The organism is Anaerocolumna sp. MB42-C2, assembly GCF_030913705.1.
Lineage (GTDB): Bacteria > Bacillota > Clostridia > Lachnospirales > Lachnospiraceae > Anaerocolumna.
In genome coordinates, this window is record NZ_CP133190.1 from 482,430 (window position 1) to 502,343 (window position 19,914).

The window sequence follows — 19,914 nt, forward strand, 5'->3', positions numbered from 1 at the left end:
TTGCATTTTTTGATAAAAGACGTCATTTTTTGCTGCTTAACATCTGATTATAGGAACAGATTTTTTCGTTTCTATAATATGTTAATGTTTCCAAATCTATTATAGCAAATTAATTTGAGAAAGAAAGGCTTATATTCATTAATATTTGAGATTAATTTCATTAATAAATATACTTTGACCTTATCAATGGTTAGAGTTATAATAAATTTGAATAGCTAAAATGTAATTTAGCAGGGTAATGCAGTAAATTATAAGATTCTTATGCACTACAATTATTTATTATAATTTATTTTAATTCTATGATTTAGGTATCTAATCCCTGCTGCAAAAGAATTGGATTGGAGAAACAAATGAAATATAACACAATAATTTTTGATTTAGATGGTACACTTTTAAATACTCTGGAGGATTTAACCGATAGTGTTAATTATGCTTTAGGTAAATTCGGTTATCCGTTAAGATCTATAGATGAAATTCGCCGGTTTGTCGGCAACGGCGTTAAAGTATTGATAAATCTTGCTGTTCCAAACGGTACCTCTGCCGAAGAATCCGACAAATGTCTGGAACTATATCGAAAACATTATTCCGAAAACTTGCAGAACAAAACCCGTCCATATGATGGAATATCAGAAATGTTAAAATGCTTAAAAGAAATGGGTATAAAACTTGCAGTTGTATCAAATAAGTATGACACTGCGGTAAAAGCTTTATGTAACGATTATTTTAGGGAATTTATCGAAGTTGCCATTGGTGAATCACAGGGTGTAGCAAAAAAACCTGCTCCAGACAGTGTATATGCCGCTCTGAAAGTACTCGGTTCAAATAAAGAAGAAACCCTTTATGTAGGAGATTCAGATGTAGATGTTCATACGGCTCATAATGCAGGTATAAAATGTGTTGGTGTGACCTGGGGTTTTCGTAACCGGGATATTTTAAAAGCCGAAGGTGCTAATTATATCATAGATAAACCGGAAGATTTGTTGCAATATGTGAAATAATATTATTAAAAGATAATATTCTACTATGTACTATTGGGAAAATTTAATAATTTGTAAGAGGAGCCAGTTTATATCTCCTCTTACTTCGTTTATAAGATTAAAAAAATTATATAATTTTACAATTACCTAAGTTAGCAGGGTTAAACCACTTCCATATCAAACAAAAAATTTAGAAATAATCTTTCCCAATGCTCTTGCTGTTTTACTTTTAATCGGTAAACATTTATGATCTATATAATAATTACAATACGGCTCTAACCAACCTTTCGTTTTCCAATACTCATAATCCAGTTTATTTCTCTTACTACTTTCCTTTTGCCAGTAAGTTTGCTGTATTTTAAATATCATATATGAATAGACGGTCGGATGCAAAGGTTTATAATTATCTATGGAATTAAAAAAAACGGTTGCTAATTTATTTACTTTGTCACTATACTTTTTGATAACATCCGGTTCTGCTACTAATGGTCCACCCATACGAAATCTATATTCTTCTGCTATATAAAATCCCCATGTACATAGAGCATTTCTCATAGTTTTTAAGGCATGTTTAGTGGAACTCGCACCTGAAGTTGTAAAAATAAGTGCAGATTTTCCGTAATATGCAGGACGATGGCAATTAAACGCCATACGATCTATCAAATTTTTCATCAATCCATTTACATCTTCAACATATACAGGGCTTCCAAGAATTATTGCGTCTGCTTCCTGTAATTTACTTCTAACCAGAGCAAGATTATCTTTCATTGGGCACAGATCTTCACCTTTTTCAAAACAAAGCCGGCATCCACGGCATGGCTCGATATTTGTTTCTCCAAGAGAAAAGTATTCAATCTCTAGTGTTTTTCCTTTTTCTTTCGCTATTTTAAGCAGGGATTGGTCCATTAGTTGAAATATTCGTTCAGTATTTCCATGTTTTCTAAAACTACTGTTAATTGCAAGAATCTTCATAACATCTCCCATTTTTTTATTAAATGGTTATGAGCTTTTCATCTTCTTTTAAAATTTCAGTTAGCCCCTCTCCCCAGTATTTAACCTCAATCCCTAATTCCGTCAGCTTTTCCGTTACATTTAGCTGTTCTGCGCAGGCCTTGCATGCGGTGAATTTCACACCTGCATGGAGAGCTATTTTAATTTTCTCCTGAATCATCGTATTTTCACTGACAAGTTTTGCTGTTGCACCCCATATAATCACTATTACCTCATTCCACCAATTATTCAGTTTACTATTTAACGCATACATAAGTACCATTTTTTCAGAAGTAATAATATTATCATTCGTCCATAAAATATTTAAAGTATTCGCTTGCTTCATTAGAGAACCCTCCTATAATTTTATCAAGATGCTAACAGCGTAAGCAGTTACATTTAAAAGTTATTTTAACATACTCTGCTTCCATCTTACTCATCTAATATAATACCACATTTTGGAATTCATGTACATTTATTTAATTATGGCACCAAACGGTTCTGGTCTCTTGGAAACAGGGACGCTTCTCTTACATTCTTTTGATTTAACAGACACATAGTAAAACGCTCCAATCCCATTCCCAGACCGCCGTGCGGCGGCATTCCATACTTATGAATCATTAAAAAACTTTCAAATAATTCAGGATTCATATTCCGATATTCCATTTTAGCAATCTGCTCTTTATAATCGTGAATTCGCTGCCCTCCGGTGGTAACCTCTACTCCGCGAAACAATAAGTCAAAGCTAAGTGTATATTCTTTGTTAGCAGGATCCTCCATAGCATAAAACGGTCTCTTAGCTGTCGGATAATGAGTTACAAAAACAAATTCACTTCCGGTGGATTTCTTTATACATTCGCAGAGTAAACGTTCTTCCTCCGGTTCAAAATCCCCCATATCTTTAATTTCCCTTTGATAGGTTTTACTGATTAACTCTTTTGCTTCTGTAAACCGTATGGAGGGTATCTCTGTTAAGTTGGGTATATTCACCTTTAATAATTCAATTTCCGGAGAATAATTTTTTAATAAATGATCCATAACATTCTGCAGCATTCGGACTTCCATTTCCATTATATCTGTAAAATTATCTATATATCCCATTTCAAAATCCAAACCGGTATATTCATTTAAGTGTCTGGACGTATCATGTTTCTCTGCCCTGTAAACCGCACCGATTTCATAAACTCTGTCATATACACCAACCATCATCTGTTTATAAAATTGTGGACTTTGAGCCAGGTAAGCTTCCCTGCCAAAGTAGTCCAGCTTAAAAATATTCGCTCCGCCCTCTGCGCCGGCATATACTATTTTAGGGCTATGAATTTCAGTAAATCTCTGTTCCTGTAAAAATTTTCTTGCCGCAATACAGATACCCTCTTGTATTTTGAAGATGGCACGTTCTTTTTCATTCCGCAAGGTAATAGGTCTGTAGTCGAGAATTGTTTCCAGGGATGCTTTGATCTCTTTATTATTAATTACTACCGGCATTTCTTCTTCCGGTTTCGATAAAACTGATATATCTTTTATACGTACTTCGTACCCCGTCTTGGAACGGCTGTCTTCAACGACCTCCCCGTCTAAATGAATGCAGCTATTTTCTTTTAATTCCTCTATATTATAATCTGTAAATTCTTTACTGAAGATACACTGAACAAGAGAACGTTTCATTCTAAGTATAACGAATGAAAATCCGCTCATATTCCTTATTTTATATACAGAACCTGTTAGTGTAACTTTTTTTCCTATATAATTGTTTAACTCTTCTGCTTCCATATTCTGTTGTATTGTACCTGTTATTTTCATCATAATAGATTCCTCCTTATTGGAAATAGACTTTATAATCAAGCGTTATAACTAATTAATTTCTTAAACATAACATAATTTAAGTCATCGTTCAGCCTATTATTAGATCCTTTCCAACATAATCTATATGCTGCATACTATCACGCCCCTTTATTCTAAGAATATTATGTAAAAATCCAGTTTACCGGACTTTATTGACAACCAATCAGGTCCACCAATTCGTATTTTTTTGAAATAGCCCTACAAAAAAAACCGCATGGATATAATAAAAATAAATTATTATACCAATGCGGTTTTAATTCGTATATTATTAATATGAATCGAATATTAACTCCTGCACAGGTACAAGCCTTTTAGCGCTTATACCTATGGAAATCCACAGCTATAAGCGCCGAATATCGTCGTCCCTATTAAACTGAAAGCTAAATAATTGAATCATATTATAATCTCCTGAAGTCGAAATAAATTTTTCTTAGTTTAGCACCTTACATAGATTATGTCAATGTTATATTTCTATTTGAATATAATACTTTAGATTTTATATAATCCAAATATAAACCAACCAAGTTAATATTGCTGGTCTGATACAGCATTCTTGCGCCAACAACATCCTCGATTTCATTGAAGATCAGTTCATTCCTATCACCAATGATAAAATCGATTCCAACCATACCAAAATCAAACTTGGAAATTATTTTATTCACTAATTGTATTTCAGTGGAGTTCAACTCATATCTTTCTACGTCACCTCCCAATGAAAAGTTCGACTTAAAACCCTCTCTGGCAGTGCGAAGTACACTGGCTATGATTTCTTTTCCAATGATATATACCCTGAGATCCTGATGTCTGGACCCAATGAGTGGCTGTATCACAACATCTGAATTATTAAGTTTCTGATAGAAATCATCCTCAAAATCATTAATATCACCCGGCTTCCTTAAAAAGACCTGGCTTCCGCCATGTCCGGCTACGGCTTTAATAACTGCCGGTTCAGTTATGTTTTCCAATTCCTTTTTTATCAAGGAATTTTTTACGAATTTAGAATCTATCATTGGTATTCCAAGCTGAGCTATATATTGATATGTTTTCGCTTTGTTATTACATATTTCCGCAATATGGGAGTTATTAAAAACCGGTAATCCCATATACTCCAACTGTGCGTTTAACAGGGGATATATGGTTCTGCATATAGCAAAATCCGGAAGTTTTATATCGTTCCTGTTATACGTTAGATACCAACTGTCCCCTCTTACACCAAATACTAATTCTTCAGCTAATATCAATTGTATCGTAATATTGCGAAGCATACCTTCCTCTTTATAAAATTGGATATATCTATGATTCTTTTTCACATCCAGTTTACTATATATCAGCCATCCAACCATGATTTCTCCCAATAAGCTTTTATTAACATCGTATTTACTCTAATTCTAATATTAATAACTGCACCTTACAAATCGATTATCTTAAATCGCAAATAAAATAATTCTATTCTTTTAATACAAAACTTTTCAAGAATTTAATCTTATCTCTTTCCAATACAAATTCTTTTTATTATATAAGCCAGTATAGAGTCTGCCACATTAATTCCGGTACATTCAAATATATTTTTAAAATGCGCATTGGAATTTACTTCACATACAATTGGTTCCTGATTTTTTCCAAATAAAAGATCTACACCTGCAAAATCAAGTCCCATTATTTTACAGCACCGTAATGCTAATTCTATTTGCTTCTGATCCGGTTCATATGGTTTCATTTTACCGCCATTGCTTACATTAGCTCGAAAATCTCCATTCTCTGAATAACGGTACATGGTTGCTACCACTTGATTTCCAACTACCTGCAGTCTTAAATCTCTGCCTTTGCTGTTTTGGATAAATTCCTGAAACAGCATAGGTTTAGCACCAATATCAGTAACACAGTCTATAAGTTCTTGTCTGTTCCCTGCTAAATACACCTGTTGACCAAATGACCCAAAACATTCCTTTATCACAATTGGATAACCTAATTCCCTTACAACACAGTCTAAAAAATCAAGATTTGTATACCCAATATTGGAAAAAGTCATAGGTGCCACAATGGTGCGGGGCATCTTAATACCTGCACTTTGCAGATACAGATGTGTTAATGATTTATCATCACATGCGGCAATAGCCTGGGAAGAATTAAATACTGAAAAGCCTTTTATCTCCAGATATTTTGCCAGTCTGACATCTTTATCCCAGAATAAAATAAAATCCGGTCTTTCATGAGAATTCTTTGATTCTACATTAGTAGAATTTGAATCCAGAAGCACTAAAACTTCTGCATTCGTTTTAATTATTAATTCTACACCCAATTTTTTTGCCGCTTCTGTTAACCAGAGATGAATTTCCGTAAATTTATGGGTATGTAAAAAAGCATTGGTAATTAGCCAGCCCCTCATAATATACTCCTCTCATATCTAACTGAAATAGACGTTGCAAAATTATATTACTTTGAAATACTCCAAAGCTTCTTTAGCCATTATAATTTCACAAATACCTGTTACTTAGATATATTCATCTACATATTGCTCAAACTCCTCCAGGGACATTAATATCTTCCTTGGTTTTGTACCTTCCTCAGGACCTACAACACCCGCTTCAGAAAGCTGATCCATAATTCTTGCAGCCCGGTTAAATCCAATTTTATATACTCTCTGCAACATTCCAATAGAGGCTTTATCTTTATCTATAATAAACTTCCCGGCTTCAATAAAATAGTCATCACGGTCATTTGCAGCAGCACTCGTAGAATTTTCAACTGCCTGTGCATTGGAAATTTTATTGACCACCTCTTCGTTATATTCCGCCGCACTATTCTGGGCCGTTAAAAATTCCACCACAGCACTTACCTCTTTATCTGAAATAAAAGCGCCCTGTACTCGAACCGGTTTGGGATAACCGGAAGGGAAAAACAACATATCTCCTTTACCCAGCAGCTTTTCTGCACCTGAACCATCTATAATCGTTCTGGAATCGATAGCAGAAGATACTGAAAATGCAATTCTGGAGGGAATATTTGCTTTAATAAGGCCTGTAATAACATTAACCGATGGTCTCTGGGTAGCTATAATTAAATGTAACCCAGCCGCACGTGCCATCTGAGCAAGTCTGCAGATAGCATCCTCTACTTCCCCGGGGGCGACCATCATAAGGTCTGCCAGCTCGTCTACGATTATTACTATCTGAGGAAGTTTCTGATATCTTTCATCCTGATATTCAGCAACCGTTGCAACCTTTTCATTATAGCCCTTTACGTCTCTTACTCCTAAGTCAGCAAACTTATTATATCGCTCCGTCATCTCCATAACCGCCCAGTTTAAAGCAGCAGAAGCTTTTTTAGGATCTGTCACAACAGGTATCAAAAGATGAGGTATACCATTATAAACACTTAATTCAACAACCTTAGGATCCACCATAATCATCCTTACATCGGATGGTTTCGCTTTATATAAGATACTCATAATCAAAGTATTGATACATACCGATTTACCGGAACCGGTAGCACCGGCGATGAGTAAATGAGGCATTTTACCAATATCCGTTACAATGGTTTGACCACCAATATCTTTGCCGACCGCAAATGCTATATCGGAAGGATGCTGCTTAAAATCTTTACTTTCGATTAATTCCCGAAACATTACCGCTGAATTCTCTTTATTAGGTACTTCGATACCCACCGCAGCCTTACCCGGTATCGGTGCTTCGATTCTTACATCCGCAGCCGCCAGGTTCAGTTTAATATCATCAGCCAAACCTGTTATCCTGCTTACTTTCACACCTTGTTCCGGCTGTAATTCATATCGGGTTACGGCCGGTCCGCAGCTTACATTGGTTACCGTTACCCGAACTCCGAAACTTTCCAGTGTTTTTTGAAGTTTTAGAGCAGTCTCTTTTAAATCTCTGTCCATCATACCTTTTGTATCATTCTTGGGTTTTGATAATAAATTAAGGGGCGGAAAAATATATGTTTTCTTTTCTTCCGAATTTTGATTAATTTTTATTTCATCCAGATTCGATCCGCCCTCAGCCGTTATAAATTTCTTTTCAGACTTTTCCATAGAGTTTCTTGAGAAATCTGTGGTTTCTGCCGCATTACCGGGTTGAGTTGTGGTTATTTGAGGTTGTTCATCATTTTTAAATGCTTCTGCAGCTTTTTCATTCGTCTGTAATTCAATATCCTCATTTGCAGCATGAAGAAGTTTCTCTATGTCTTCGTCAATACCGGGACGTTCTACATTTGGTTGCATCTCATTTAATTCTTCGGTATTTTTACCGAACTTCAATTTCATCTGTTCATCGATTGTATCTATTTTATCAACAGTGCTTGTCCCATCCGTATATAAGCCACTGCGCTGTATGGAGATATCACTGACCGTACTTGATGTAATCTCTTCCATATCAAAATTAGCTGCGTTGATCGTATCCTCTTTGCCAGGTCTCGTTTTTTTCTTCTTTAACATGCTAAGGAAGCCGTCTTCTGCAGCCTTACCGGAGTTATTGGCTGTTGAATCTTTTATATCTGTTGATAAGTCATTTTTCTTAAGAAGTACTGTTCTGGCTTTTCTTCTAGGAACAGCTTCTTCCTCTGCATTCTCTTCATAAACATCCTCTTCCTCCTGGCGTATTCTTCTCTCCCGTATTTGATTCAGTGATTCTTCACTTTTAGAACTTAAGTATGCAAACAGTGCTTTACCTGTAATAAACATAAAGGATATTATCATAAAAGCGATTAAAATAATATAGGTTCCAACAGCTCCAAATAGCGGATATAATAAACGGCACAGTAAGCCTCCAATAATACCTCCGCCGTTTTTTAATTTGGCAGAACTAATATAGTATTCAGTCAATTTAATATCGGATGAATAGCCAACGATAGTCAGTTGAATTAATGCCGTAAAGATAATACCTAATATAATACTACTGATTAACTTTCGCAGAGCGATGGGATTTCCTCTGTTCGCAATATAAAAGGCAATGCCAAAAAACAGAAAAAAAGGCAATAAATATGCAGCAAATCCAAATAACCCAAAAGTAATTCCGTTAATGGTTTTGCCAAAACTTCCACTCAAATTAAAATTACTTAATATTAGCAGCAGAGATATCACTAAAGTAATTATTAAAGTTATCTCATCATGGTACAGTTCTTTATTAGGATCATCATTTATCTTATTATGTACTTTTTTGCTTCCGGTAGATTTCCTTTTTCCTGTTGTACGATTTGTCTGCCTTTTCGAACCTGATTTGTAACTTTTATTTTGACTTGCAGCCACACCATATCCTCCTTAAGCTACTATAAGTATATATGTTAATATTTTATTTCCGTAATTATATAAAATAATTGGTTCTTTCATTACAATCGCGTAAATAAGAATTGATTCTAAGCCTACCTTCCAAATTGGACAGGTTAACATAGAACCAATTTTATTATACCCTTATTTTACTATTGTTGCAAGGAAAAATATTGAAACTGTCGAAAAAACGTTCGATAAAAGTAACTGTTCACAGGCAACAACGCGACGTGTTTTTTGTGAGTGTATTGTCACAGAAAACCGGAGAATTGCAGCGCCAAAACGCTTTCTTTGCGTTTTGTGTGTATCGCGAAGCGTGTTATTGTTCGCGGAACTGCTGCTTTTTGCAGGGGAGTGAACAGTAACCGATAAAAAACGTAAGAAACAGACCGTAAGTCTTGGTCTGATCTCCTATTAATCAGGAGTAATTACAGATCCGGGAGAATATTCTTTTTTTAGATAATCCCTCATATCTGTAGAATTAATTCCCTCCACTATATAATTTTCCCCCTCTCTTCTGGCACTGATTTTTCCATGTTTCAACGTTATATCCTTAAATTCTACAGCTGTATCCTCTTTTTTATCTTCTTTTTCGTGCGTATTAATTAAGAGACTCTCTGTTCTATTGCTGTAGATTCTTTCTAACGGAACTACGGTATATAACATTATTCTTCACCTCTTCCGGCCATTTGATATAATTTGTTCAAAGCTTCCTTAATTCCGCCGACCTCGTCGATAATTCCCATTTCAATTGCTTCCTTACCGATTAAAATGGAACCCACATCTTTAGCCAGTTGCTTGGTATTATGCATTAAACTTTTTAGTTCTTCTTTATCTATTTTGGAATGGCTGGATACAAAATTTAATATCCTATCCTGTATTTTCTCAAAATAATCGTAAGTCTGAGATACTCCGATTACCGTTCCATTCATTCTGACTGGATGAATAATCATAGTTGCCGTCGGAACAATAAAACTATATTGTGCAGAAACAGCTAAAGGTACACCAATGGAATGGCTTCCGCCTAAAACCAGCGAAACTGTTGGTTTACTTAATGATGCAATCATCTCTGCAATAGCAAGACCGGCTTCCACATCTCCTCCAACAGTATTAATCAATATTAGTAGCCCATCAATATCAGAGCTGTCTTCAATAGCTGCCAGTTGCGGTAAAACATGCTCATATTTTGTTGTTTTATTATGTTGAGGAAGACATTCATGTCCCTCAATTTCTCCAATAATGGATAATAAATGTATTTTAGATTTTCTTTGCTCATTTACAAGTGTTGTTTGTCCATACTCCCGGATTTTACCGTCATCCAATTCTTCTTTCTCTTTTTGCTCTCTTTCCTTGTCAATGTTAGTTGTATTGTTTTCCATATAAATCTCCTTACGAGTTATTATTTAACATAAATATTTTGTTTTATGTCAGCTTTTATTCAGTGTTTTTCCGATAGATAGCATAATGTATAGAAAAAACAGAATTAATCTATAATACTAACTTATTATATGGAAATTTATAATTTTTATTTATCCAGATTTAGTTTTCAATTGACTAACATGATTTGAGCGTCATAGTTCCATTATATATTATGCTTCCGTCATTTATAATTTGTATGGCTTTTGACACTTAATCCTAATAAATAAGCACATAAGATTTAAAAAGATTTTTATTGTATAATAAAAAATGGGGGCTTTTATGAAAAGCTCCCATTAAATAATATTTAAAAAAGTTGTATTAATTTTGTCAGTCTCATAAAGGTAAGCCTGTTTCTAACATAAGGGGATAAGCAGATTGTTTTAGGAATAATATGTTCATCTAACCCAATTTCATGAACGTATTTAACACATCCTCCTTTAGTCAATAATTCATCTATTCGGTCAACGGAAGGAAGTTTATCCAATATATCAGCAATCTGAGGCAATATCCTTTCAAATTCCATAACATCGATCTGTTCCAGCGGGTCCGGTGTATTTTCCTCTAACATTCCCTCGTATAAACCTTTAGGTCCAAAAGATTCCTTTAAATTCAAATAATCTAAACCATTATAGGATATCATTTCATATTGTCCGTTACGTATTGCTTCTTTCATGGTATGGTAAGTTTCAGCAGCAATCATAAGTCCGATAGAAACTTTTTCACCATGATAGGCATCCAGAGGATGGTTAATAACGTCCATTTCCCAGAGATGAGATATATGGTGTTCCGCACCGGATGCCGGCCTGGAATTACCAACCATCTGCATTGCAATACCGGATAAAAGCAAAGCATACATCAATTGTTCATATGCCTTTAATCGTGCTTCTTCGGATACATCGCCCCGCAAATCTTCTAAACAACTGCAAACTTCATTTAAAGCTGTTAACTCTAAATCGCAGACCCGATTGCAGATATATTCATCCGTAACCAGATGAGCGACCTCCCAGTCAACTAATGCCGTATATTTACCTAACAGATCCGAAATACCGGAAGCTGTCAGCCTGTAAGGCGCTTTTGAGAAAATGGTGCTGTCCGCCACCACAAGAATAGGCGAAACTGCCGGAAATGTTTTTTTAAATCCATTCCAGGTCATTGCAGCAACAGTGGAAACAAATCCATCCACACTAGCTGCAGTCGGTACGGAAACAAAGGGAATACCTCTTTTATTTGCAAGGTATCTGCTTAAATCATGTATGGTACCGGAACCTACTGCAAGGATTAATTTAATATGATTCTCTAATTTTTCTTCTGCCAGCTTAACACCGTGATTATCAGCATGAAGTCCTTTAGATGGTAACACGATTACCTTGCAGCCTTTTACTTTATCTTCTACCTGCACTCCGGCGGCCGAATATGTATTATCATCACATATAATACAGATCTCCTCCGGTTTTCCGGTAAAGATTTCAGTTAACAATTCGGGTATTTTATTGATTGCTCCTGCTTCAATTAAGATATCTTTTACATGAATCTTATGTTCTCTGCCACATGGACATGGAGCCGAAAAACTACTTACATCAATTTTCATAACAATCTCTCCCTTAAAATTTTACGTCATTCCAAGTTTACAGTTACGCCAAAAAGTCCCATACAGAACATTATATATGATTGCACTTTTTTCTTCAATCCTATTTTAAGTTTAAATAAATCACATTTCTCTTCTTCTGAAAAAGAGATATAAAAATATCCTTTTGTCTGAGTTACGAAAACCGTTATTTTATAATAAACTTATAATACTATGAAAGAATGTGGATTACATATAATATAATCCACATTCTTTCAATTAGAATAACGTATAAATTTTAGCTGAGGTTCTGTATTAGTAAAAGAATTAAGCAGATATAATTTAATTTAATATGATAGAAACAGCCTGCTTCCAACCCTGGTATTTGATTTCCTTATCGGAAAGATTCATGGAGGGTTTAAATTCTTTTCTATTGATATTATTAAAAATGTCTTCTTTCTGATATAATCCATATTTAATACCTGCACCAAATGCCGCACCCATACCGCTTAATTCCTCTACTTCGGGGACCTGAACAGGAATATCGGTTAAATCACTTTGCAGCTGCATTAAATACTCATTACGGGTGGGACCCCCATCAACCCGTAGACTATCTATTTTAACAGCCGAGTCTTCTGCCATCGCCATAATAATATCTGTAATCTGATAAGCGATACAGTCCAGACCAGCCTTAACAATCTCTGATTTACCGGTTGTTCGGCTCATTCCTACCAATATTGCTTTTGCATCATTTTTCCAATACGGAGCACCTAAGCCGGTAAAAGCAGGAACCAGATAAGTCGTATCAGTAGGGTTTGCTTTTTTCGCCAATTCTTCTGACTCCTCCGCAGAACTGATTAACTGCATATCATCTTTCAGCCAGCTGATAACAGAACCAGAATAATTTAGATTTCCCTCCAATACATATTGAACTTTCCCGTCAAATCCCCAGGCCAGGGATGTAACTAACCCATGGTTACTTTTTATGGGCTTATCTCCTATATTCATCATAATAGAGGAACCGGTGCCGTAAGTAGCTTTTATCATTCCCTTAGCATGACATCCCTGGCCAAAAAGGGCTCCATGTGAATCACCTATAGCGCATAGAATTGGAATCTTCTTATTTAAATATCCGTTAAAATCAGTTTCACCAAAGAATTCATCTGAATTGCAAACCTCAGGTAAATTAAATGTATTTATTCCGAACAGTTTGCCAATTTCTCTGTCCCATTGTAAGGAATACAAATTAAACAACTGTGTTCGGGAGGCATTGGAATAGTCTGTTTTATAGGAAGTGCCATTAGTCAGCCGATAAATTAAATAACTATCCATGGTTCCATATCTTAAATCACCGGCGAGGTCTGTCTCTCTGGCACTGTCTACATTACCAAGTATCCAGGATATTTTTGCTGCAGGAAAATACGGAGAAAGAGGAATCCCTGTTTTTTCTTTCACCAGATCCCCATAACCTTTTTCCGATAATTTTTCTGTTATTTCCTTGGCCCTGGAACACTGCCATACAATAGCCGGTGTAATGGGAAGTCCGGTATTTTTATCCCAGGCAATGGAAGTTTCCCTCTGATTGCTGATACCGACACAGGTTATGTCATTTTTATCAATGGAAGCTTTTTCAACCACCATAGGTATGAGTTTTATGACATTTTCAAAAATTTCATTACCATCATGGGAAACCCAGCCTTTATCATTTACCATTTGCTTATGGGGAAGATCACATCTTGCAACCAGAAAGCCCTCGCTGTTAAATAACAGAGCTTTTGTGCCCTGGGTACTTTGATCAATTCCTAATACATATTTTTCAGACATTTCTCATCAGCTCCAACCCTATTTTAGCAATATTTTCTGCATTTAAACCATAATGGTTAAATATCTCTTTAGAATTACCGGTTACAACCGGAGCATCAGGTAATGACATATTGATGACTTTTTTCGGACATTCGCTGCTTACAATCTGACTTACCATTGCACCAAGACCGCCGATAAAGGTATGCTCCTCTACTGTAATAATTGCTTTTGTTTCTTTTGCTGCTTTTATAACGGCATATCTATCGATAGGCTTTACGCAATACATGTCTATAACTCTTGCGTGTATTCCTTTCTTTTCTAAAATGTCAGCCGCATCTTTTGCAGGTTTTACCATTTCCCCGCAAGCAATAATTGTAATATCATTACCTGATTTAACTTCTGCAGCCTGATCCATAACAAACGGTGTATTAGATTCTTCATAAACATCTTCCACCGGATTTCTTCCTACCCTTAAGTATGCTGGTTTTTCATCCTTAAGCAAAGCTTCTACCAGATATCTGGTCTGAAATCTATCGCTGGGAATATACACACGCATACCCGGAATGGACGCCATAGTAGCAATATCCTGGGCGGAATGATGAGTCATACCCAAAGCACCATAACTTACACCACCGCTGATTCCTATCAGGGTAACGTTAGTACCCGAATAAGCCACATCAACTTTAGCCTGTTCCATACTTCTGGTAGATAAAAAGCAGGCAGGAGAAGCTGCAAATGCTTTTTTTCCACATTTGGCCAGGCCGGCAGCTATACTTACAAGGCTTTGTTCTGCAATTCCTACTTCCACAAATTGGTCCGGATGAGCAGCAGCAAAACCTGTCATAGAGGCAGAACCCCTGGAATCGCTGCATAAAACAACGATATCTTTATCTTCATTTGCTCTTTCTAATAGAACATCACATATAACCTGACGATTTGGAATATTATTCATAGGATGCTTTCCTCCTTGCTTCCAATTCAATAACTGCCTTTTGATACTCTTCTTCACTTGGTACTTTATGATGCCATGGTGCTGAATTTTCTATGAATGATACTCCATAACCTTTAATCGTATCTGCAATTATAACAGTTGGCTTACCCTTAGCAGATTTTGCTTCTTCAAAGGTTTTATCTAATGCTATTATGTCGTTTCCGACAGCATGAATTACATTCCATCCAAAACTTGCCCATCTATCATCCTGTGAGTCCTGGGACATAACTTCTTCCGTACTGCCGGAAATCTGCAATCTGTTTCTATCCACCACCGCACATAAATTGTCTAAATGATAATGGCCGCCTGCCATAGCCCCTTCCCATACGGAGCCCTCTGCCAATTCACCGTCTCCCATAACCGTATAAACACGGTAAGAAGCTTTGCTCATTTTTCCTGCCAAGGCCATACCAACGGAAACGGATAACCCATGGCCCAGAGAACCGGAATTCATCTCGATACCGTTTATTTTATTATTCGGATGTCCTATATATTTTGATTGATACCGAGAATAAGTGAGGAGATCTTCTTTCGGGAAAAATCCTCTATCCGCCAAAACAGCATACAGCGCTTCCACGGAATGCCCTTTACTTAAAATGAATCGGTCACGCTTTGGGTCATTTACCAGTTCTGGGGATATGTTCATCTGTTTATAATAAAGTGTTACTAAAATATCAAGAACACTGAAATCTCCTCCGATATGTCCGCATTTACCGCGGTATATCATATCCAGAATATCTTTTCGGAGTTCATATGCTTTTGCAGTTAAATTTTCCATAAGTTCCTCCTAATTTTCTCCGCGAAGATAAGCTTTTACCTCTTCTTCAATGGGATCGTAAAGGTCCGGTTTCACTTTGATATACTTACATGCTTCATATAAAACAGGTACTACATCTTTATGAATACCGACACAGTGATGGATATACGGTCCTTCAACAATTTTTGCTTCCAGTCTCTTCAGGTTTTCTACTTCTACCCATACAAAAGTACCTTTTGTATGAGGTCCGTCCACACCTTTGGCACGGCCTAACAATAAGGAATATTCTCCGTTGTCTCCATCAAATCTGCAAAGTGTCATATTTCCCTGCTTTGCTTCTGCTTCCACTGCTCCCGGATGTTCAAAAGCAAGAGGATAACCGATGGTAGGTTTTTCTTTCGCAACAGAGATAGGCCATGGTCCGCAGTGCTGAAGCAATTCTCCATTTTCATTATCCGGATGGCGTACGGTCCAATCCGCAAAGAAAGATCTGGTATCATCTAAAGCAGCAGCTTCTACCATTAATGCGGTTATGGCACCGTGTATATCTGTCTCACAGACTACCGGAATTCCCTCTTCATTTAATAAAGAGTTAGCCGCACAGGGCATGATTCCAATCTCACCCTGTAGAGCGTTCCAGCATTGGATTGCAATTGCATTACATCCGTAATGTTCAGCCAGTTGTTTCATTGCAACTTTAAGCGCTGCCACATTTAGAAGCTCATTTTCCTTGATTTTTACGTTCATATTCTCTTTAAGATAAGCAATTACTTTGGCTACTTCACTGCCCTCTGCTTTAACCTTCTTTACTTTCTGTGTTAATTCAGGCATGGGGATAGGGGAAAGCTGTATATTAAATTTTTCCAGCAATTCTCCTTCATTGCACATAGTTGACCAGAAATCAAACGGCCTGGGTGCAATTTGAAGAATTCTGGTATGTTTAAATACCTTAACAACGTTACATACTGCTAAAAAGTCATAAATTCCTCTGGTAAACTCACTGTCTTCGAGACGGCAGTTATTCATATATGTAAACGGTACCTGAAATCTTCTTAATACCTTACCGGTAGCAAATAATCCACATTGGCTGTCACGTAAACGAATACCATTTTCATCCGGCCTTTCATCTCTTGGTCCCCAAATCAGAACCGGAAGATTCATCATTCTGGCTAATCTGGCCAGAACATATTCCGTGCCAAAGTTACAATGGGGAAAGAATAACCCATCTACCTTTTCTTTCGTAAACTTTTCATAAACCTTTTGCATATCCTCATCGTTATATAATAAGCCTTCTTCATTAATATCTGTTATATCAACAAACTCTACACCAAGTTCCTCTAATTTCTTTCGTGTTAGATTTGCGTATTTTACTGCATCCGGTGCACTGAAAATGCTTCTTCTGGTTGGTGCAAACCCTAGTTTTACTTTTTTCATCCTGCTCTCCAATCTGTTCACTAATAGGAACGAAATAAATTTGGTATTTACTTTACTACTTAATTTATTACTGAATTTATAATTTAATTATATTTAACATTTATTAAATTGTCAATCTAATTAACTTAATTATTTGTTGAATTATTAAATAAATTTATTAAACTTAAATTTTCATTGACGTAGACAAGATTTTACTGTACTCTATTTTATGTAACAGGAAATTGCATCCTATTACATAATTAAATTACATATTACGAATAGGTATGTGAATGGAGGTTTTTTATGCCAATCTCTGCAAAAGAACTTGCTGAAATTTTAAATTTATCACCTGCAACGGTTTCCATGGTATTAAATAACAAACCGGGAATAAGTGAAAAGACCAGAAAAATAGTATTGGATACTGCTGCTGAACATGGGTACCAATCTTCAAAGAAACAGCTTCAAAAAAATACTAACAGAACCATTCAATTTGTTATATATAAAAAATATGGTACAGTAGTTACAGATACGCCTTTTTTTTCACAGGTAACAGAAGGTATTAATTATCAATGTTCCGGAAATGGTTATCATCTGCAGATAACATATTTATATGATAATCAGGATAAAAACAAACAAATTGAGGGATTAAAGAAATCTAACTGTGACGGAATTTTACTTTTGGGAACAGAAATGACGGTAGATGATTTAAACCTATTTCAAAGTTTAAAAATCCCATATGTGATTGTAGATAGTTATTTTGATGATATCAATTGTGATTCAGTGTTAATTAATAATGTTCAGGGAGCTTATCTGGCTACGGAATATCTGGTTGCAAAGGGCCATAGAGAGATTGGTTACTTAAGGTCCAATACCCGGATAAGCAACTTTACCGAACGCGAAGACGGTTATTATAAATCTCTGCGCCATAATAATATTCCAACCAGTCACCCTTATGTAGTAAATATCACACCCACAACAGAACAGGCATATATCGATTTTATAGAATATTTAAACGTGGGTCCTGCATTCCCTTCAGCATATTTCGCAGACAATGATATCATTGCCGCAGCAGCTATCAGAGCATTTAAGGAATTTAATATAAAAGTTCCTGAACAGATCTCTATTATAGGTTTTGATGATATGCCAATATGTCAATTTACCGATCCCACTTTAACTACCATGTATGTTCCAAAACAAAGACTGGGTGCTCTTGCAGTTGACCGGTTATTAAACCGAATAGAAGAATCTAATACAGATAATATAAAGATAGAATTAGCAGTTCAGCTGATTGAACGAAATAGTGTAAAAGTAATATAACTCTTAATCTTATCAGATTACATTATATAATAAAACTGGGCTTGGCAAAATCAGACATCAATATAACTGATTCTTTCTTTTGCTTAAGCCCAGTTCTTATTTTTTTATTTTTTAGCCATTGTAATTAGCCTTTCTAAATATATGGATTTCATCTGCTTACTGGCCATAGCCTGCTTTAACGGCGGCATTTTTAATATTGCTGACAAAACTGCTGCCATAGCTCTGTGACTTCCAAAGGCCTGATTATCAAAAATCAGATTCTGCAGGGTTCCTTTTTCTATTGCCATAAGTACGGTTCTATGAACGGAATTTACCGGGGTTATAATTTTCTGGTTTCTTCTTTGAAGCATAATACTGTTCTTACTGCAATTTCTTACACAAACTCCACATCCCAGACAGATATCCTCATTAATTTTCATAAACTGTGTTCCTTTTTCATCTGTAACTTTCTCAATTGCACCGATCGGACAGACTTTCGCACATTTACCGCAATTAATACAGGTATTATCATTAATTTTAGGAATAAAACTAGTGGTCTGTACCGGATGCAGCATACCAAATTTCTTAGCAGCTATCATTGCCTCACAGCAACATCCGCAGCAATTACAGATAAATGTTACATCTTCCCTGACATTTTCACCGCACTGAACCAGATTATGTTCATAAGCTTTATGAAGAAGTTCGATACCCTCTGATGCATCAACTCTTCTGGCATAATTATATTTAATCAGGGAAGCCGCAGCATTTCCAAATGTCATACAGATATCCATGGGGGCATCGCAGGCACGTCCCACATGATGCATTTTATGGCGGCAGTAGCAAGTACTGATTCCAATATGTGATGCACTTTTAATGATATGGCTTGCCCTCTCAAAATCCAGAATCTGTACTTCATTTTCATTAGTAAGCACTCCCTCCTGAACAAAAACTCTGCCAAGTCTGGTTTCCGTACTTAAAAATAATTCCTTAACAAAATCTTCTTCCACATTCAGATATTGATAAAACAATTCTCCCAGCAACTTCTGATCAATATCATCACGAGTTCTCATCATAGAAAACTCAAAAAAACCCGCCATAGGAGGCGGCAGCATAAATTGTTCCGTGCCATGATTATCCATATCCAGAAGTAACGCCCTGCTTGCAAGCTGCTGTAAGAGCTTTCTGGTACTTACTTCATCCATCTTCCAAGCCTTAGCTGCTGTTTTGACAGTAAATGGCCTGATAGGAAGCTGAGCCACGTAAGCCGCTTCTTTCTCGCTAAAAAGTATACTTAAAATCTTATAAAGTGTTTTAGAAGGCGGCGCACCTTGCGGAAATTTATTGATTCTTTCTTCTAAGCTTTTATAAGCTGATTTACCTACTATATGGGACATTTTTCCACCACCAGTCATTTTTATTAGAATATATCACATAAAAATTTTTTAGTAAAGTAACTTTACATAAAATTCGTTACGATAAATTGTACATTTATTACTGTTCACGATGCTGCTGCTTTTTGCAGGGTGAGTGTACAGTAACGTACCTTCTTATACTGATTTCACAAATAACTGCATACTTCTGTAT

At 36.0% G+C, this 19,914-nt stretch carries 16 protein-coding genes; 2 read left to right on the plus strand and 14 right to left on the minus strand.

Annotated elements, in window-relative coordinates; genetic code table 11:
* The first annotated feature begins 350 nt into the window (after positions 1 to 350).
* Positions 351 to 998, plus strand: a complete 648-nt coding sequence (locus RBU59_RS02160; protein ID WP_308146244.1) for an HAD family hydrolase — start codon at positions 351 to 353, stop codon at positions 996 to 998.
* A 156-nt stretch (positions 999 to 1,154) separates the two neighbouring features.
* Here the strand turns inward: RBU59_RS02160 and RBU59_RS02165 are convergent, their stop codons facing one another.
* From RBU59_RS02165 to RBU59_RS02225, 13 genes are all read right to left on the minus strand, one after another.
* The gene (locus RBU59_RS02165; RefSeq protein WP_308146245.1) at positions 1,155 to 1,949 is read right to left on the minus strand and encodes a flavodoxin family protein; all 795 of its coding nucleotides are present in this window, start codon (positions 1,947 to 1,949) and stop codon (positions 1,155 to 1,157) included.
* Positions 1,950 to 1,968: 19 nt separating this feature from the next.
* Entirely contained in the window at positions 1,969 to 2,313 is a 345-nt protein-coding gene (locus tag RBU59_RS02170) for a DsrE family protein (protein ID WP_308146246.1), read from the minus strand.
* A 137-nt stretch (positions 2,314 to 2,450) separates the two neighbouring features.
* Positions 2,451 to 3,773 carry an aspartate--tRNA(Asn) ligase gene (gene aspS, locus RBU59_RS02175; RefSeq protein ID WP_308146247.1) on the minus strand — a complete coding sequence of 441 codons (1,323 nt, stop codon included), beginning with the start codon at positions 3,771 to 3,773 and terminating at the stop codon, positions 2,451 to 2,453.
* A gap of 491 nt (positions 3,774 to 4,264) precedes the next feature.
* Entirely contained in the window at positions 4,265 to 5,155 is an 891-nt protein-coding gene (locus tag RBU59_RS02180; RefSeq protein ID WP_308146248.1) for an ATP-grasp domain-containing protein, read from the minus strand.
* A gap of 140 nt (positions 5,156 to 5,295) precedes the next feature.
* Complete coding sequence (locus RBU59_RS02185) at positions 5,296 to 6,198, minus strand: ATP-grasp domain-containing protein (protein ID WP_308146249.1); 903 nt, start codon at positions 6,196 to 6,198, stop codon at positions 5,296 to 5,298.
* A 105-nt stretch (positions 6,199 to 6,303) separates the two neighbouring features.
* A complete protein-coding gene (locus RBU59_RS02190; protein ID WP_308146250.1) occupies positions 6,304 to 9,069 on the minus strand; it encodes a DNA translocase FtsK in 2,766 nt (921 codons plus the stop codon).
* A 432-nt stretch (positions 9,070 to 9,501) separates the two neighbouring features.
* Positions 9,502 to 9,753, minus strand: a complete 252-nt coding sequence (locus RBU59_RS02195; protein WP_308146251.1) for a YlzJ-like family protein — start codon at positions 9,751 to 9,753, stop codon at positions 9,502 to 9,504.
* A complete protein-coding gene (locus RBU59_RS02200; RefSeq protein ID WP_308146252.1) occupies positions 9,753 to 10,466 on the minus strand; it encodes a ClpP family protease in 714 nt (237 codons plus the stop codon). Before RBU59_RS02200 ends, RBU59_RS02195 begins: the two co-directional genes overlap by 1 nt.
* 344 nt (positions 10,467 to 10,810) lie before the next feature.
* On the minus strand, positions 10,811 to 12,094 hold the full coding sequence (locus RBU59_RS02205) for a sn-glycerol-1-phosphate dehydrogenase (protein ID WP_308146253.1): 1,284 nt from the start codon (positions 12,092 to 12,094) through the stop codon (positions 10,811 to 10,813).
* Between the two features lie 318 nt (positions 12,095 to 12,412).
* The gene (locus RBU59_RS02210; protein WP_308146254.1) at positions 12,413 to 13,894 is read right to left on the minus strand and encodes an FGGY-family carbohydrate kinase; all 1,482 of its coding nucleotides are present in this window, start codon (positions 13,892 to 13,894) and stop codon (positions 12,413 to 12,415) included.
* The gene (locus RBU59_RS02215) at positions 13,887 to 14,825 is read right to left on the minus strand and encodes a transketolase family protein (protein ID WP_308146255.1); all 939 of its coding nucleotides are present in this window, start codon (positions 14,823 to 14,825) and stop codon (positions 13,887 to 13,889) included. Before RBU59_RS02215 ends, RBU59_RS02210 begins: the two co-directional genes overlap by 8 nt.
* Entirely contained in the window at positions 14,818 to 15,642 is an 825-nt protein-coding gene (locus RBU59_RS02220; RefSeq protein WP_308146256.1) for a transketolase, read from the minus strand. The genes RBU59_RS02215 and RBU59_RS02220 overlap by 8 nt, the downstream gene beginning before the upstream one ends.
* 9 nt (positions 15,643 to 15,651) lie before the next feature.
* On the minus strand, positions 15,652 to 17,055 hold the full coding sequence (locus tag RBU59_RS02225) for an L-fucose/L-arabinose isomerase family protein (protein ID WP_308146257.1): 1,404 nt from the start codon (positions 17,053 to 17,055) through the stop codon (positions 15,652 to 15,654).
* A gap of 282 nt (positions 17,056 to 17,337) precedes the next feature.
* On the opposite strand from RBU59_RS02225, the gene RBU59_RS02230 reads away from it, so the two are divergent.
* A complete protein-coding gene (locus tag RBU59_RS02230; protein ID WP_308146258.1) occupies positions 17,338 to 18,351 on the plus strand; it encodes a LacI family DNA-binding transcriptional regulator in 1,014 nt (337 codons plus the stop codon).
* 104 nt (positions 18,352 to 18,455) lie between these two features.
* Here the strand turns inward: RBU59_RS02230 and RBU59_RS02235 are convergent, their stop codons facing one another.
* The gene (locus RBU59_RS02235) at positions 18,456 to 19,724 is read right to left on the minus strand and encodes a 4Fe-4S dicluster domain-containing protein (RefSeq protein WP_308146259.1); all 1,269 of its coding nucleotides are present in this window, start codon (positions 19,722 to 19,724) and stop codon (positions 18,456 to 18,458) included.
* Positions 19,725 to 19,914: the final 190 nt, after the last annotated feature.

Bases quoted from the DNA above. Each gene is read 5' to 3' on its own strand.
- RBU59_RS02195 (WP_308146251.1), bottom strand. From the start codon at position 9,753: ATGTTATATACCGTAGTTCCGTTAGAAAGAATCTACAGCAATAGAACA.
- aspS (WP_308146247.1), bottom strand. From the start codon at position 3,773: ATGATGAAAATAACAGGTACAATACAACAGAATATGGAAGCAGAAGAG.
- RBU59_RS02215 (WP_308146255.1), bottom strand. From the start codon at position 14,825: ATGAATAATATTCCAAATCGTCAGGTTATATGTGATGTTCTATTAGAA.
- RBU59_RS02185 (WP_308146249.1), bottom strand. From the start codon at position 6,198: ATGAGGGGCTGGCTAATTACCAATGCTTTTTTACATACCCATAAATTT.
- RBU59_RS02205 (WP_308146253.1), bottom strand. From the start codon at position 12,094: ATGAAAATTGATGTAAGTAGTTTTTCGGCTCCATGTCCATGTGGCAGA.
- RBU59_RS02165 (WP_308146245.1), bottom strand. From the start codon at position 1,949: ATGAAGATTCTTGCAATTAACAGTAGTTTTAGAAAACATGGAAATACT.
- RBU59_RS02230 (WP_308146258.1), top strand. From the start codon at position 17,338: ATGCCAATCTCTGCAAAAGAACTTGCTGAAATTTTAAATTTATCACCT.
- RBU59_RS02210 (WP_308146254.1), bottom strand. From the start codon at position 13,894: ATGTCTGAAAAATATGTATTAGGAATTGATCAAAGTACCCAGGGCACA.
- RBU59_RS02170 (WP_308146246.1), bottom strand. From the start codon at position 2,313: ATGAAGCAAGCGAATACTTTAAATATTTTATGGACGAATGATAATATT.
- RBU59_RS02180 (WP_308146248.1), bottom strand. From the start codon at position 5,155: ATGGTTGGATGGCTGATATATAGTAAACTGGATGTGAAAAAGAATCAT.
- RBU59_RS02225 (WP_308146257.1), bottom strand. From the start codon at position 17,055: ATGAAAAAAGTAAAACTAGGGTTTGCACCAACCAGAAGAAGCATTTTC.
- RBU59_RS02200 (WP_308146252.1), bottom strand. From the start codon at position 10,466: ATGGAAAACAATACAACTAACATTGACAAGGAAAGAGAGCAAAAAGAG.
- RBU59_RS02235 (WP_308146259.1), bottom strand. From the start codon at position 19,724: ATGTCCCATATAGTAGGTAAATCAGCTTATAAAAGCTTAGAAGAAAGA.
- RBU59_RS02160 (WP_308146244.1), top strand. From the start codon at position 351: ATGAAATATAACACAATAATTTTTGATTTAGATGGTACACTTTTAAAT.
- RBU59_RS02220 (WP_308146256.1), bottom strand. From the start codon at position 15,642: ATGGAAAATTTAACTGCAAAAGCATATGAACTCCGAAAAGATATTCTG.